Raw genomic sequence first — 14,617 nt, 5'->3', positions numbered from 1 at the left:
ACTTTTTAAAAGGAAATATATCATTTATAATAGAAAATATAGATATAAGATATTATAAAAATCATACTTTATATTATGAAAAGGAGGTTCGCTGTATGAACACCTCTCGTTCTTTACCATTTTCTGTCTCGGAAGCAGTACGCCAAACATTACCTTATATGATGGAAATACGCGAATATTTTCACGCCCACCCTGAAAGTGGTCATCATGAATTTGATACTTGCAAAACCTTATTTCAAGAACTGACATTAATGGGCGTATCAGATGTAAAAATAATTGCAGGCACTGGTGTTACCGGTATTATTCATGGTTCCCATCCAGGCTCGGTTTTATTATTGCGTGCCGCTATTGATGCCCTTCCCCTACATGAATCTCCCAATAGTGCGTATGCATCTCTCACCTCTGGTCTTATGCATGCCTCTGGACACGATGGGGAAATGGCAATGTTATTAGGTATCGCTAAAATATTTTGTAAATATAAAAAACAACTCCATGGTTCTATTCGCTTTGTCTTTGAACCTGCGGTTTCTACTACGGGAAGTGCCTTAAAAATGATCGATGCGGGTATATTATATGGTCCTAAACCAGATATATCCTTATCTTGTCGCTTTACAGGAGCCGTACCATTAGGGACCGTGGCCTTTCAAGATGGAAAGGTTTCTCCCTATGCCGATCTCATTACACTCACCATAAGCCAACCAGAAAATCAATTGGATCCCACAATCAATCCTTTAAATATTGGCAATAAATTGCTCTATACCATTCATGAAACATTATTAGGGCATATTAATGTAGCCCCTGACACATTGATTTTTAATCATGTATATGGTGGCACAACAGCTACTATCATTCCTGAGAAAACAACCTTTGAAGGGGTATTACGTACCTCATCACCTAATACTAGTCATCATATTATCGCTGCCATTAACGATATGATTCAAGAAATAATGAAAACGACGCCAATCAATATTCAGCTACATTCTCATCCCATCGCCTCGGCGTTATCCAATGATAAAGCATTATGTGCCGCCGCAAAAAAAACATGGCAAGAACATCTACCCACATTACAATTTTCGACACTGATCGATAAACGACGAATTGATGATTTTTCATATATTGCCGAACAAATTCCCTCCTTCACCTACGATATAGGCGTACGTACTGATCATGATCTTCCCATCAATACATCTTCTTTTATCTGGGAAAGTAGTGGATTAAAATTAATCTGCACATCCTTACTTACGTTAGTACAATACCTGCCAGAATATTTATCTGCAGAAACATAATGATTGCGAGCTAAACAAAAGCACGGATTTCTAAGTAGTCTTAGAAATCCGTGTTTTATTGTTTCCTTACATAACTACATGCTTATTCATTTATCGGCTGTATACTTCCCTTGTTAATTTCAAAAATATGTATGCCTGAATCTATCAGTCCTTCTTCTTGTTGAACTTCTATAGCAATATTGCGAGTCATGCGTGAGCAAGTAAACAAGAATACCTGTTCTTTTTTACCCACATTTGCCAAAAAACGTAACGCCGCTTTTTGACGTTCTTCATCAAATCGAACCAAAATGTCATCTAAAACAATCGGCATCGGTTCTAACTGTTGAGAAAAAACAACGGCTAAACTAATGCGAACAGCTAAATAAATTTGATCTCCCAAACCACTACTCCATTGTTTTTCGGGAATCCGCCGTTGTGTATTATCTACAGCATACAACTGTTTACCATCAAAACTAGCTTGCAACGTATATTTCCTTGCGGTCATTTCTTGCAAATATTCACCCGCTTTACGGATAACAATTGGCTGTCGTACTCGTTCATAATACGCTTGTGCTTCACCCATCATATGTTCCGCAAACATATACATAAGCCAATTATCTACTTGATTATCCAACAACGCCTTACGATGTTGCTGTTCCTGCAAAAGCCTATTATATTCTTCGTTTTTAGCCATTTGACTCAATCGTTCTACAATACTCCCTCTGTGCTCAACAATATCTGCAATTTTCTGTTCTAATTCTTTAATTTTTTGTTCATACTGTATCCGCTTATCTTGCCAATCCTTCACCGTATAATGTTGTAAGTCATATTTCAATTGCTTTAGCACTTGCGACGTTTTCGCTAATAACCGAAGATGGTCTTCCGATTGTCTATAAATTTCTTTATACTGACAAAACTGTTGGTATTGCAAGGCTTTATCTCTAAATTCACCACTGGTTTTGACCCTAACAGCCTGAAATAACTGCCGTTGTTTTTCTTCCCACCGTGCTTTTTCTCGTTGCAATTGTTCTTCTTGTTGTTTTTGTATTACCCGTTGATGGTCTTGCTCACGAGCTACTTCCGCTTGCACGCGAATCGTTTGCCATTTTTTATATAATAAAATAACATTGTCAGGTGTTACATTTTCTGCAAATGAAAGTTCTTTAAACAGCTGTTTCACTTGAACCGTTAAATCCTCCACTTGCCGTTGAATCTGCACTTTTTCATCTTTCCATGCACACAATTGTTGCTGATAACTATACCAACGCTTCCAAGCCTGTTGAATAAGCATAAAGTCAGTATGTGGCAAGTGCCGTATCCCCTGTACTTCATACCATTTTTTCCATTCATCCATAACATCCCGAACAGAAGCTTTCAGCTGCTTCCCTTCGTTTTTCCATTGACCATAAACCGATTGATATAATTCTTTCTGCTCTTTTTTCCATACATACTTGGAATAGTCAGCTTGCCAATGAGCATATTGTCTTTTCATATCTTCTATTTTTTGTTGCCATAGAGCACATTTAAAATCCCCGTCTAATCCCAAATTACCTTGCTTCGATAAAAGGCATATTTTATTTTCTACTTCTTGTAACTGCTCATGGACAACCTCTTTTTTCGGTGTATAAGTCCCCATTAGGAGCATATATCCCAATATGACCAAAACAATAAGGAAAAAAACCGCCACCATATAACCCCAAAATAGAGGAACTACTTGCCAAAACGCTAAGCCCGCACTAATAATACTTATACTCAAGCTACCCCCAATGCCCCACATTAAACCTCGTTTAGGTGTTTGCTTATCTTGTTCTATCATCTCCCATACGGCTTGTATTTTTTGCCATGTATGGATCAATTGTTGTAACTCTTCTATTCGTGGCCCTTGCTGTTGCCAATAGGCTTCTGTTTTCTCTGCTTGATCATATTCTGGCGTAGATGATATCCACCCAGATTTGGGTTTTCTCGCTTTCCAAGCTAATAATTGCTGCCAAACCTGAGCATATTTTTGTGCTACCAAAAATCCATCTTGCCAGTCTACCTGTCTTGCAATAGACGTACCAAAATAAGGTCTTAACTTTCTTTCTTCTTGCTCTAGTGCTTGTTTCCACTGCACTGCTTGTTGTTCTTTCTCTTGCAAGATTTGTTCATATTGTTTCCACTCATGAACCTTGTCATACACCTTTTCTATCGTTTTTCCGCAAATCTCCCAGTGTTTCCACTCGTCATGATACGTGTTTTTTTCTTGATATAATCTCTGCTGTTTTTGAATTTGTGTGGTGAGTCTACTTATATTGCTTTCAATTTCACTTTCTTGTTGTAAACCTTCCTGCGGAAATTGGGATATCGATGCCAATTCTTGCATTTTTTTTTGTGCGGCTTGACCTCGTTGATATATATTCCACGCCGACATCGTTAACAAGACTTGTTCCATTTGCATTTTTAGCTCTTCCTGTTGTAAACGCAATTGATTTACTTCTTCATACGATCTTTTTTCCTGAGCTTGTAATTGTGCAAATTCATCTTCATCATACACTAATTTATCAATCCGATAAGCATACTCTTTTTGTTCTTGCAATAATACATTAATCACTTTCTTCCCTTGTGAGGACGGCACTAATAATTCACCCATGCGTCTTATAAATTCACGCCTAGTCGTCCCCATGCGTACGCCACCTTCTATGCTAAAAAAATGACTACGCACTTCTTCATTAGAAAGAATTTTAAATCCTTGCAAATCTTCCAGCCCAATAGCAAAAATTTTATCATAAGTTTGTCTGTCTAACCCGTGCCACCACATAGTAGATGGTTCTTCATAGAGAATGGTATCCCCATCCGCGATATAAAACTCTTTTTCATTACGATAAATACGATAGGCTTTTCCCGTATGTCTACGAATATCAATATGTCCAAAAAATCCTTTCCACTCCCCCCGGGGATACCCAAAAAACATAGAACGAACATATTTCATCAAGGTCGTTTTTCCGCTTTCATTAGGACCATGGATAATCATAAGACCCTGTTCTGGTGGCGTCCATTCGACATGATGATAAATTCCAAAATCATCCAAATGCATTTGTGTTATTTTCATCTGTATTTATCCTTTCCTATCTTCCATCAATTGTTGTATACCTACCCATTTTGCTTTCTCAAAAGCTTCTACCAATCGTTCATCTGAAATCAAATGGCTATATCTACCTAAACGCTCTATTTCTGGGCGTTTTGTAAGGATATCTCGCAACACCTGCGTTTTCTTTTCTAAGGATAAATTTTCTATCGCTTCTATAACATTTAAGTAATCCCCTACTGTATCTGGCAACTTTCCTCTTTCACTAATATCCATCTTCGGTCTCGCTAAATTTCGTAATCGTTCAACCATAACAAAGGCGTATTTCCCTTTCTCTTCTTCATGCCAACTATCCAACCAATATTGCGTTGCTTCTTGATTATTAAGAACAGGATATAAGCTACCTTGTCCCACGCAATCAATCGTCAAAAATGTGGGTTTACCAATAGTCCGACGAATTTTTTCTTTAACCAAACGAACAGCATCCCTCATTTCAGAAACCGATTCTATCGAATCAATCGAGAGCTCAACCGTTTCCCAACATACAACACTAGTATCAAAAAAAGTTAATTCGGTCGTTCCATATGGACCTACCTCTACATAATAACATCCTCGTTCACCGATTTCCGTACAATCTAATCCTTGCGGATTACCAGCATACACAATATACGGTTTTTCATGTAAAATCTGTTTTTTATGTACATGCCCTAACGCCCAATAATCCATACCACTATCACACAAATCTTGTATTGTACATGGAGCATAAGTAGACTGCAAATTACCAACTTGCGTATGCAATAAACCAATGGCATACGTATCTGAAGCAGAGCGATGAAATTGTTTTGCTATATTTTCACGTTGCTCCATTTTGGCATAGCTTTGACCATAAATAGCGGCCACTTCCTCCCCTTCTACTACCAACGGAACTCGTTCTACTTGCGTTGTAGAAAAAACATGTACATTAGCAGGAAGCGGTATATTCGCCTTCCACGCTTCTAAGGGATCATGATTTCCTAATACAGTAAAAACTTCAATATGATGTTGGGCTAACTGATGCAAGAGACGAACATAATCAAGTTGTGCTGTCAAATTATGTTCTCGGCTAGTATATACATCACCAGTAATAAAAACGGCATGTACTTTTTTTTCAATCGCTAATTGGACAATTTTTTGAAAAGCCCGTACGGGTGCTTTACTGATACTCTGTTTCCAACGTTCATCCACCAATACTAAATCACGAAATGGACTTCCTAAATGAAGATCTCCACATTGTATAAATCGAAATCCCTTTGACATATTGCTACCCTTCTTTCCATGCCCGATATAAAGCTTGTACCGCTTCTGGCATTTCTTCACTACTAATTTTCGTAAATGACAATAAAAACTCTCGCTCATCCCACAATTGAGGTTGTTCATAAAAAGATTGTACAGAAAGTACCCTACAACCTTGTGCCGCTGCCGCATTCACCAATTCCTGTGTAGTCTTCTTAGAATAAATTCGCACTAAACAATATACCCCCGAAAGAACATGCTGAACTTCCAGTTGCGAACCAAAGGTGCGCCGCAATAATCCTTCTAAACGCATCGCCTTTTCTTGATACATACGCCGCAATCGTTTGACATGCCGATACATTTCGCCACTTGTAATATATGCCGCTAAAACGCATTGTTCAGCAACGGAAGCAGTCTGCCTAAAAAGACTAATTTGTTTATGGTATTGAGCCACTATTGCTGAAGGTAATATCATATAACTTAGTCGTACAAAAAAAGGCAAAATTTTGGATAAAGCACCCATATAAATAACATGTTCCCCATCATCTAATCCCTGCAATGCTGGTATCGGTCTACCATAATACCGCAATTCACTGTCATAATCATCTTCTATAATTAAACCATCGTTAGTCTTTGCCCAAGTAATCAAACGATATCGTAAATCTGCTCTCATTACCGTCCCTGTCGGAAATTGATGTGATGGACTCACATAAATAAGCTGCCCCGCTTTTTTTTCTAAGGAGGATAAATCAAGTGCCCCTTCTTTTACGGGTATCATTTCAAGTTGATACCCAGCACTGCGAAATAGTTCTCGCCCTAACCGAAACCCAGGATTTTCAACAGCAATATGAGAATAAGAAGAACGCAATAATGTGGTTAAAATATGTAACAAAGTAGACGTTCCCGCACCAATAACAATACAATCAGGATTTGCTTTTACCCCACGCGTTTCATAAACATAATTACTTAAAGCAATCCGCAAGGCCGATACGCCCTGTTCATCATCACAAGCCGACAAATATACGGGATCAGATAAAACACGATTCATATACTTGCGCCACAATGTAAGCGGAAAACCTTCCATATCCATATCGCCACTGCCAAAATCGTATAAATACGTCCGTTTTTGACCTGTCGATATACCTGGAGTAATAGAAACAATTTTCTTACTAATCGCCCTATCTAAGTAAGTCGCCTCATATCGTGATTTACAATGCTGTAATATATAGCCTTCCTCTGCCAATTGTTTATACGCTTTTTCTACCGTCATTTTACTAACATGGATTTGTTTTGCTAATTCTCGAATCGCGGGTAAACGCACTCCTGCCGTAATGCGGCCTTGTTCTATTTCTTGTCTAAAATACGCATAGATCTGCACATAATAAGGACTTTTTTTTAATGGGTCAATTTGTAACATCCTATTTTCCCCTTCACCTTTTACACTATATACCTATTGTAACGAAAAACATTATATCTGAAAAGAGGCGGTCTTCGCTTATTTTTCCTTTTGTTTGTAAACCTTTATTTTTTATATAGGTTGTCTTTTTTGTCATTTTACCTTATAATGACAAAGAATTCATTTTATGTTATTTAAAGGAGTTTATCCATGGATTTACAAACATTATTAGCCTATACACAAAAAGTAATAGCCGGAAACGATATTTCTAAAACAGAAGCATATGAACTAATCTCACTCCCCGCTGCCGATACACCTTTATTGCTCGCCTTAGCCGATAAAATACGTCAGCACTTTCATAGCGATAAAGTAGATTGTTGTGCCATTATTAATGGGCGTTCTGGTAAATGTCCTGAAAATTGTCGTTTCTGTGCTCAATCAGCCCATTATAAAACAGGCATCTCCGAATATCCTCTTTTAGATACACCGTCTATCATCAAGGCTGCAAAAAAAGCCAAAAATGCTGGTGCTGCTCGCTTTGCTATTGTTACTAGCGGTCGCTCCGTTGTTGAAGGGCCCGAATTTACAGCAATACTCCATGCCTTAGACTGCATCAAAAACGAAGTTCATCTAGAAACATGCTGTTCGCTCGGTCTGATTACATTAGACCAAGCAAAAGCGTTAAAAAAAATAGGTATTTCTCGCTATCACGCTAATATAGAAACCGCACCTTCATACTTTCCTTCTATTTGTTCAACCCATACCTTTGCCGATAAATCGAAAATGATACATACCGCTCAACAAGCAGGTTTACGCGTATGTTCAGGCGGAATATTTGGTTTGGGCGAATCACCTAAACAACGAATTGAAATGGCCTTTGCTCTAAAAAATTTTGGGATTGATTCTGTTCCCCTCAACATTTTAAATCCCGTAAAAGGCACTCCCTTTGCCAATAATCCTCTTGTACCACCGTTAGAAATTCTCCGCACATTCGCTGTCTTTCGCTTTATCTTACCTCATGCATTAATACGTACAGCTGGTGGTAGAGAAGTAAATTTACGCACTCTCCAACCTTATGCATTAACGGGTGGTCTAAATGGTATTATGATTGGCGGTTATTTAACCACCCGTGGCAACGAAACATCATTAGATCAACAAATGCTTCGTGATTTAGAGCGTCCTTGTACACAACCTAATGCCTAAATGCTCATCTTATCTGCTCCACGATAATTAAATATTCCCTTATACCCTCTATATCTGCCATAAAAAGAACCCCATCTGTTTATTCTTTTTATGGCTTTTATTTAATTACCACCCATGAAGCCATTGCTTAAGCAAGATTTCTCCACGTGCACATCTACGCACAATATAGTGACTAAAACGACTCATCCTATCACTTTTATAAATCAATAAACTAATGCTTCCCCCTAAAAACATGCCCCCAATAATATCTGACCAATAGTGAAGCCGACAAAAAAAACGTGAACACGCTAAAATAACGGACCACAATAATAGCCCCCATCCTGCTTTATGTCCTCGCATAACTAATAACAGCGAAACAGCTATACTATTCATCGCATGATTACTCGGAAAAGAGGGCGTAGCTCGATGTATATGCCAAGGGGTAATATGTTGTTGCACAAAAGGACGTGGACGATACCATAGCTTTCCTATCAGCCACGATACAATTGAACCACTAAAAACAGCCCCTAAACAATAGATCAAAGATTGCCGCTGATATACCTTTTGCTTATTCTTACGAGGATACAACCACGCATATATCCCATAAATGATATATATTAAATATCCAAATCTAGTAATAATAGACCAAATCATTTTTATTTTATCATCTCGCATATTTACTCCATTTCTATTCTATTCATAAGTTCATATATCGTTTTATTTCTCTGTCTTTTTATTCTTATTTCATTATTTTGAATTTTTATTCCATTTTACTGTAGACATCGTGTATTTTTTATTGTATAATTTATCTAGTTTAATAATTATTGATTCATTTGGAGGTATGTATATGAAACATATAAAACTATTTTCTTTACTATGCACGATAACTACCATCGTCTTTTGTTTAAGTGGCTGCAGTAATCAAACAACTACTAAAAACACCGCAAACGAACCCTTGCAAGTGTGTACTAATGCTACATTTGTTCCTTTTGAATTTAAAGATGACGCATCATCCTCTGACTATAAGGGATTTGAAATTGACTTATTAAATGAAATTTCCCACGAAATCGGACGTCCAGTAGTCATGAATAATATTCCATTTGCAGGAATTATTCCCGCCTTACAACAGCATACCATGGATTTAGGTGCTTCTGGTATCACTTTATCGGCGGAAAGAGCAAAAAAAGTTGCTTTTTCTGCACCGTTTTATGAATCAAAATTGGTCTTATTAGTACCTATAAATAGTGAAATTACTTCTCTATCCGCACTTCACAATAAAACAGTTGCCGTACAAATGGGAACAACTGCCGCTGATTATTGTACTAAAAATAATATACAAACCAAACAATTTGATCACAATGCTGACGTCATTATGGAATTACAAGTAGGCGGCTCCCCAGCTGGCATTTTAGATAAACCCGTAGCTGATTATTATCTCCAGAATCAAGGAAAAGGAAAATTCAAAGTAATTAATTTACCGAATACCCATAGCGAATATTTAGCCTTTGCCATGAATAAAGATAATTCACAATTACAACAAGAAATCAATACAGCCTTAGCTACTTTAAAAGCTAATGGCAAATTCCAAAAAATTTATCAAAAATGGTTTGGCGAAAATCCCCCCATGTTACCTAATTCAGCGGAAAAAGCATTGCTCACTACCTCAGGGCAATAAACTATATAAAAATGCAAATTTCACTTGCTTTTTTCCTTTTCCTTGATAAAATAAAACAAGAATATGTTGCAAAGGGGAAAATCCTATGAAATGTTTAGTATTACTTAGTGGTGGTATTGATTCAACCACTTGTTTAGCCCTCGCCATCCAAACATATGGTGTAAAAGAAGTACTCGCTGTAACGGCTTATTATGGGCAAAAACATGCAAAAGAACTCACTGCTGCCAGAGATATTGCGAGCTACTATCAAGTATTACATAGGGAAATCGATGTTTCTCAAGCATTTTCACTTAGTAACTGTGTACTATTAGCAGGTCGCCAAGGAAAAATTGCCCACACCTCTTATGCAACACAACTCGCTGAAAAAGGAGGTACGGGAACGCTAGATACTTATGTACCTTTCCGCAACGGTCTTTTTCTATCCTTCGCCGCCGCACTTGCTGTAAGCACACAAGCAAATTATATTTACTATGGAGCACATGCCGATGATGCAGCCGGTCGTGCTTATCCCGATTGCACTCCTGAATTTGAAACAGCTATGGCCAATGCTATTTATGAAGGATCTGGTCGTACCTGTCAATTAAAAGCACCATTATTACATTGGAATAAGGCACGTGTCGTGCAAGAAGGCTTATCTTTACATGCCCCCTATCATTTAACGTGGAGCTGCTATGAAGGAAAAGAGCATCCTTGCGGAGTGTGCGGAACATGCCGCGATCGAGCTGCGGCTTTTGCTGCTAACAATAAAAAAGATCCTGCTTTATAAAAATAACCGCTCTCATAAACAGATGGCGGCTATTTTTATATTTCACTTGCCACACTCCTATTTATAAGATACACTAAACACAATTAAAATCCTATATATTAATTTAATTATATGTATTTTTTAGAAAAAGGGAGGGGTATATATGCCCAAAAAGACAAAAATTGTTTGCACCTTAGGTCCTAGTTCACAAACACCAGAAATAATTGAAAATTTAATTAATTCGGGCATGAATATTGCTCGTTTTAACTTTTCCCACGGTACCCATGAAGAACATAAAAAACGAATTGACCTCGTCCGAAATATTTCAAAAAAATCACAAATTCCCATAGCTCTAATGTTAGATACCAAAGGTCCAGAAATTCGTTTAGGTTCCTTCGAAAATGGTTCCATTATAATGAAAGCAGGACAGCCTTTCACCTTAACTACACGTTCATTGATAGGAAATGAAACCATTGCCTCTGTAAATTATAAAGATTTACCTAAAGATATTTCCATAGGCAGTCACATTCTTTTATCAGATGGACTCGTAACCTTAAGCGTAGAACGCATAACAGACACAGAAATTCACACGCAAATTTTAAATACAGGAAAAATGAGCGATCGAAAACGTGTTGCCATCCCAGGTACAATACTTAATTTACCAGCAATATCTCAATCCGATATAGAAGATATTCTTTTTGGCATAGACATGCACATGGATTTTATTGCTGCATCCTTTATTCAAAAAGGAGAAGATATTATTGCTATTCGAAAATTATTAGAGGATAATCATTCAACCATAAAAATCATTGCAAAAATAGAATGTCAAACAGCCGTACAAAACATTGACGAAATCATTCAGCTAAGCGATGGTATTATGGTCGCACGTGGTGATTTAGGCGTAGAAATTCCTGCCGAAAAAGTCCCTACCCTCCAAAAAATGCTTATTCAAAAATGCAATATCGCTGGTAAACCCGTCATTACGGCCACCCAAATGTTAGAATCTATGTGTGCCAATCCACGCCCCACACGTGCGGAAACAAGTGACGTAGCTAATGCAATTTTAGATGGAACCGATGCGATTATGCTCAGTGGAGAAACCGCCAATGGACTATATCCCATTGAAGCAGTAACCACTATGAACAAAGTTGCCACCTATACAGAAGGGCATTATCCCTTCCATCATCAAACACAACATTATGCCGCTCCCACAACCACAGAATCCATTGGTAAAGGAGTCGTAAAAATTGCAGAAGATTTGCATGCCGCAGCAATTATTGCTTCCACCGAAAAGGGAAGCACCGCTCAAATGATTTCAAAGTTTAGACCCTCATGCCCAATCATTGCTGTATCCCCTCATAAAGACATTATACGTACCCTTCAATTAAATTGGGGTGTACAAGCAATCCTCGGTGAACCTGCCAAAAATTCCGATGAAGTAGTCCATACCGCTATCCAATCAGCCTTAACCCATCACTTAATTAACGTGGGAGATTTAGTCGTCTTAACCGCAGGTGTACCCGTTGGGCAATCGGGTTCTACCAACATGATCCGCGTGCAAGTGGTAGGCGATATTTTATTATCAGGTACGGGAATAGGAAAAGGATCGGCCATCGGTACCGTCTGCATCGCCGATACATTAACTAACTTAAAGCAACGCTTCACTGATGATTGTATCCTTGTTTTAAAATCAGCAGAGCCAGAGTTTATCTCCTACATGAAACGAGCCAAAGCTATCGTTGCAGAAGAAAGTGGTCTTACCAGTGAGGCTGCAATTATCGCCTTAACTTTAGGCCTACCTGCTGTAATCGGTGCTAAAAATGCGACAAAAATTTTAAAAAACAATGATACAGTAACCGTTGATAGTAATCGTGATACCATATTCCGTGGTATCACCAATGCTCGATAAAAAAATACCTCGACAATATTGTCGAGGTATTTTTTTTATTCTTTTGCCTGTGCTCGTGCTGCAATAATCTCTTCGGTAATTTTTTTAGGAACTTCTTCATATGCATAAAAAGCTAAATTAAATGTTCCTTTTCCCTGTGTCATAGAACGTAATACCGTTACATATCCAATCATTTCCGCCAAAGGTACCTGAGCCTTTACAACAATAATCCCCTTTCTATTGCGATGTGGTTCCATCCCTAAAATACGTCCACGCCGACCACTAAAATCTCCCATAATATCGCCCATAAATTCTTCTGGTATAACTACTTCCACCGTATAAATAGGTTCTAATAACACAGGATCTGCTTCAGGAATGCCCTTTTTCAAAGCCACAGCAGCCGCCATTTTAAAGGCCATTTCCGAAGAATCAACCGTATGATAAGAACCATCTTTTAACGTCACTTTAATATGAATGAGAGGGAACCCTGCTAACATACCTTTTTGCAAGGTTTCTTGTACACCCTTTTCAACTGCTGGAATATATTGTTTTGGTACAGCACCACCAAAAATAGCATCTACAAACTCGAACTCACCGTCCCCTTGTATCGGCTCCATTTCTAGTACAACATGTCCATATTGCCCATGTCCACCACTTTGTTTTTTATGCTTTCCTTCAGCCGTTGCTTTTCCCTTAATCGTCTCCCTATACGGAATATACATCTCTTCTACTACAGCCTTAAGGCCATATTTACGCTCTATTTTAGTCATAATATGATCGAAATGAACGTCCCCCATGCACCGCAATAAAATTTGTTTTCCTTCAATACTTTTTTCAACTTGACACGTCGGATCTTCTTCACTAATTCGCACTAAAGCATTAACCAATTTTTCTTCTTCCCCTTTTTTCTCAACCCCCAAAGCAACCTGATGCAATGGTTTGGGAAAACGAATCGGATCATACCGAACAATAAAATCTGTCGTCGCTAATGTATCGCCCGTACGAGTATCAGCCAGCTTAGGTAATACGATAATATCCCCCGCTACAGCTTGTGTTACAGACTGCGTTTCTTTACCCGTTAAAAGCAATATTTTATTTAACTTTTCCTCTTTGCCTTGTGTTACATTATAAATTTTATCTCCTTCTTTTAACGTTCCCGAAAAAACTCGCACATAACTTAATTTACCGGCAAAGGGATCAATAGTTGTCTTAAACACAAACCCTGAAAAAGGTTTATTCGCATATACTAATACAACATCCTTTTGTTGTTCATCTTGTCCTGATATAACTTTTTGTGATCCCGCTGGCATATAGGTAATAATTCGCCGCAATAATTCTTGTGTCCCAATATGATATCTAGCACTGCCACACATGACGGGGCATACACGACCAGTTAGCATCCCTTGCCGTAACCCTAACCGAAGTTCTTCTAATGTTAATTCTTCTCCTTCTAAATATTTTTCTAATAATGCATCATCACCTTCTGCCGCGGCTTCCATGCACATTTCCCTTACTTGTCTTGCCTTCGCCATATATTCAGGCGGTACTTTAATTTCTTTACATTCTCCATTTGTCCATTCCCATGCAATCAACTTGCATACATCAATAATCCCACGAAAATCTTTTCCTTCACCTAACGGAATTTGTAACGGCATAATCGATTTCCCAAAAACAGACCGCATCTTTTCTAAGCAACCAAAAAAATCGGCTTGTTCTCCGTCCATTTTATTTACATAAACCATCCGCGGCAATTGTAACGCCACACCATAATCCCATGCTCGTTCGGTATCTATTTCAATTCCCGTTTCCGCTGATACAACTAACAAGATACTGTCTGCCGCCCGTAATGCCGAACGCACTTCGCCGCAAAATTCCGAATATCCCGGAGTGTCCAAGAAATTGATTTTATGGTCCTCCCACTGGCAAGGAGCTATACCTAATTGAATCGTTACATTACGTTTAATTTCTTCTGGTTCATAATCCATGACATGCTTATTATCTTTCCCGACACCAACTGCATCAATCGCCCCGCACGTAAATAGAACCGATTCAACCACCGCCGTTTTACCCGCTCCATCATGAGAAAGCACAGCTACATTGCGAATCTGCTCACTGGTATATTCCTTCATT

General features: G+C 38.3%; 10 protein-coding genes. 5 read left to right on the top strand and 5 right to left on the bottom strand.

Going from position 1 to position 14,617, the window contains the following annotated elements; genetic code table 11:
- Positions 1 to 95 precede the first annotated feature (95 nt).
- The gene (locus tag HMPREF3182_RS06205) at positions 96 to 1,286 is read left to right on the top strand and encodes an amidohydrolase (RefSeq protein ID WP_062486264.1); all 1,191 of its coding nucleotides are present in this window, start codon (positions 96 to 98) and stop codon (positions 1,284 to 1,286) included.
- 82 nt (positions 1,287 to 1,368) lie between these two features.
- Here HMPREF3182_RS06205 and HMPREF3182_RS06200 read toward each other — a convergent pair whose 3' ends face one another.
- From HMPREF3182_RS06200 to pdxR, 3 genes are read right to left on the bottom strand one after another with little or no spacing between them, the layout of a single operon-like run.
- Positions 1,369 to 4,353, bottom strand: coding sequence for an AAA family ATPase (locus tag HMPREF3182_RS06200; protein ID WP_062486261.1), 2,985 nt, complete (start codon positions 4,351 to 4,353; stop codon positions 1,369 to 1,371).
- Positions 4,354 to 4,359: 6 nt separating this feature from the next.
- Positions 4,360 to 5,625 (bottom strand): metallophosphoesterase family protein, encoded by a 1,266-nt coding sequence (locus HMPREF3182_RS06195; protein WP_062486258.1) that lies wholly within the window; start codon positions 5,623 to 5,625, stop codon positions 4,360 to 4,362.
- A gap of 4 nt (positions 5,626 to 5,629) precedes the next feature.
- Positions 5,630 to 7,018: a MocR-like pyridoxine biosynthesis transcription factor PdxR gene (gene pdxR / locus HMPREF3182_RS06190; protein WP_007393188.1), complete on the bottom strand. Its 1,389-nt coding sequence runs from the start codon at positions 7,016 to 7,018 to the stop codon at positions 5,630 to 5,632.
- A gap of 189 nt (positions 7,019 to 7,207) precedes the next feature.
- On the opposite strand from pdxR, the gene bioB reads away from it, so the two are divergent.
- The gene (gene bioB, locus HMPREF3182_RS06185; RefSeq protein WP_007393171.1) at positions 7,208 to 8,200 is read left to right on the top strand and encodes a biotin synthase BioB; all 993 of its coding nucleotides are present in this window, start codon (positions 7,208 to 7,210) and stop codon (positions 8,198 to 8,200) included.
- A gap of 105 nt (positions 8,201 to 8,305) precedes the next feature.
- Here the strand turns inward: bioB and HMPREF3182_RS06180 are convergent, their stop codons facing one another.
- Positions 8,306 to 8,854, bottom strand: a complete 549-nt coding sequence (locus HMPREF3182_RS06180) for a phosphatase PAP2 family protein (RefSeq protein ID WP_007393213.1) — start codon at positions 8,852 to 8,854, stop codon at positions 8,306 to 8,308.
- A 172-nt stretch (positions 8,855 to 9,026) separates the two neighbouring features.
- On the opposite strand from HMPREF3182_RS06180, the gene HMPREF3182_RS06175 reads away from it, so the two are divergent.
- The 3 genes from HMPREF3182_RS06175 (at position 9,027) to pyk (ending at position 12,508) form a co-directional block, all read left to right on the top strand.
- Positions 9,027 to 9,854 carry a basic amino acid ABC transporter substrate-binding protein gene (locus HMPREF3182_RS06175; protein WP_062486255.1) on the top strand — a complete coding sequence of 276 codons (828 nt, stop codon included), beginning with the start codon at positions 9,027 to 9,029 and terminating at the stop codon, positions 9,852 to 9,854.
- A gap of 85 nt (positions 9,855 to 9,939) precedes the next feature.
- Complete coding sequence (queC, locus tag HMPREF3182_RS06170; RefSeq protein WP_007393238.1) at positions 9,940 to 10,620, top strand: 7-cyano-7-deazaguanine synthase QueC; 681 nt, start codon at positions 9,940 to 9,942, stop codon at positions 10,618 to 10,620.
- 142 nt (positions 10,621 to 10,762) lie between these two features.
- Positions 10,763 to 12,508 (top strand): pyruvate kinase, encoded by a 1,746-nt coding sequence (gene pyk / locus HMPREF3182_RS06165; protein ID WP_007393182.1) that lies wholly within the window; start codon positions 10,763 to 10,765, stop codon positions 12,506 to 12,508.
- A 35-nt stretch (positions 12,509 to 12,543) separates the two neighbouring features.
- Here pyk and fusA read toward each other — a convergent pair whose 3' ends face one another.
- A complete protein-coding gene (gene fusA / locus HMPREF3182_RS06160; protein WP_062486252.1) occupies positions 12,544 to 14,616 on the bottom strand; it encodes an elongation factor G in 2,073 nt (690 codons plus the stop codon).
- Position 14,617: the final 1 nt, after the last annotated feature.

Origin of the sequence: Megasphaera hutchinsoni (genome assembly GCF_001553405.1) — a bacterium.
In the GTDB taxonomy this organism is placed as follows: domain Bacteria; phylum Bacillota; class Negativicutes; order Veillonellales; family Megasphaeraceae; genus Megasphaera; species Megasphaera hutchinsoni.
Note: the sequence above shows the minus strand (reverse complement) of the source record. Positions and strands in the feature narration are given on the sequence as shown.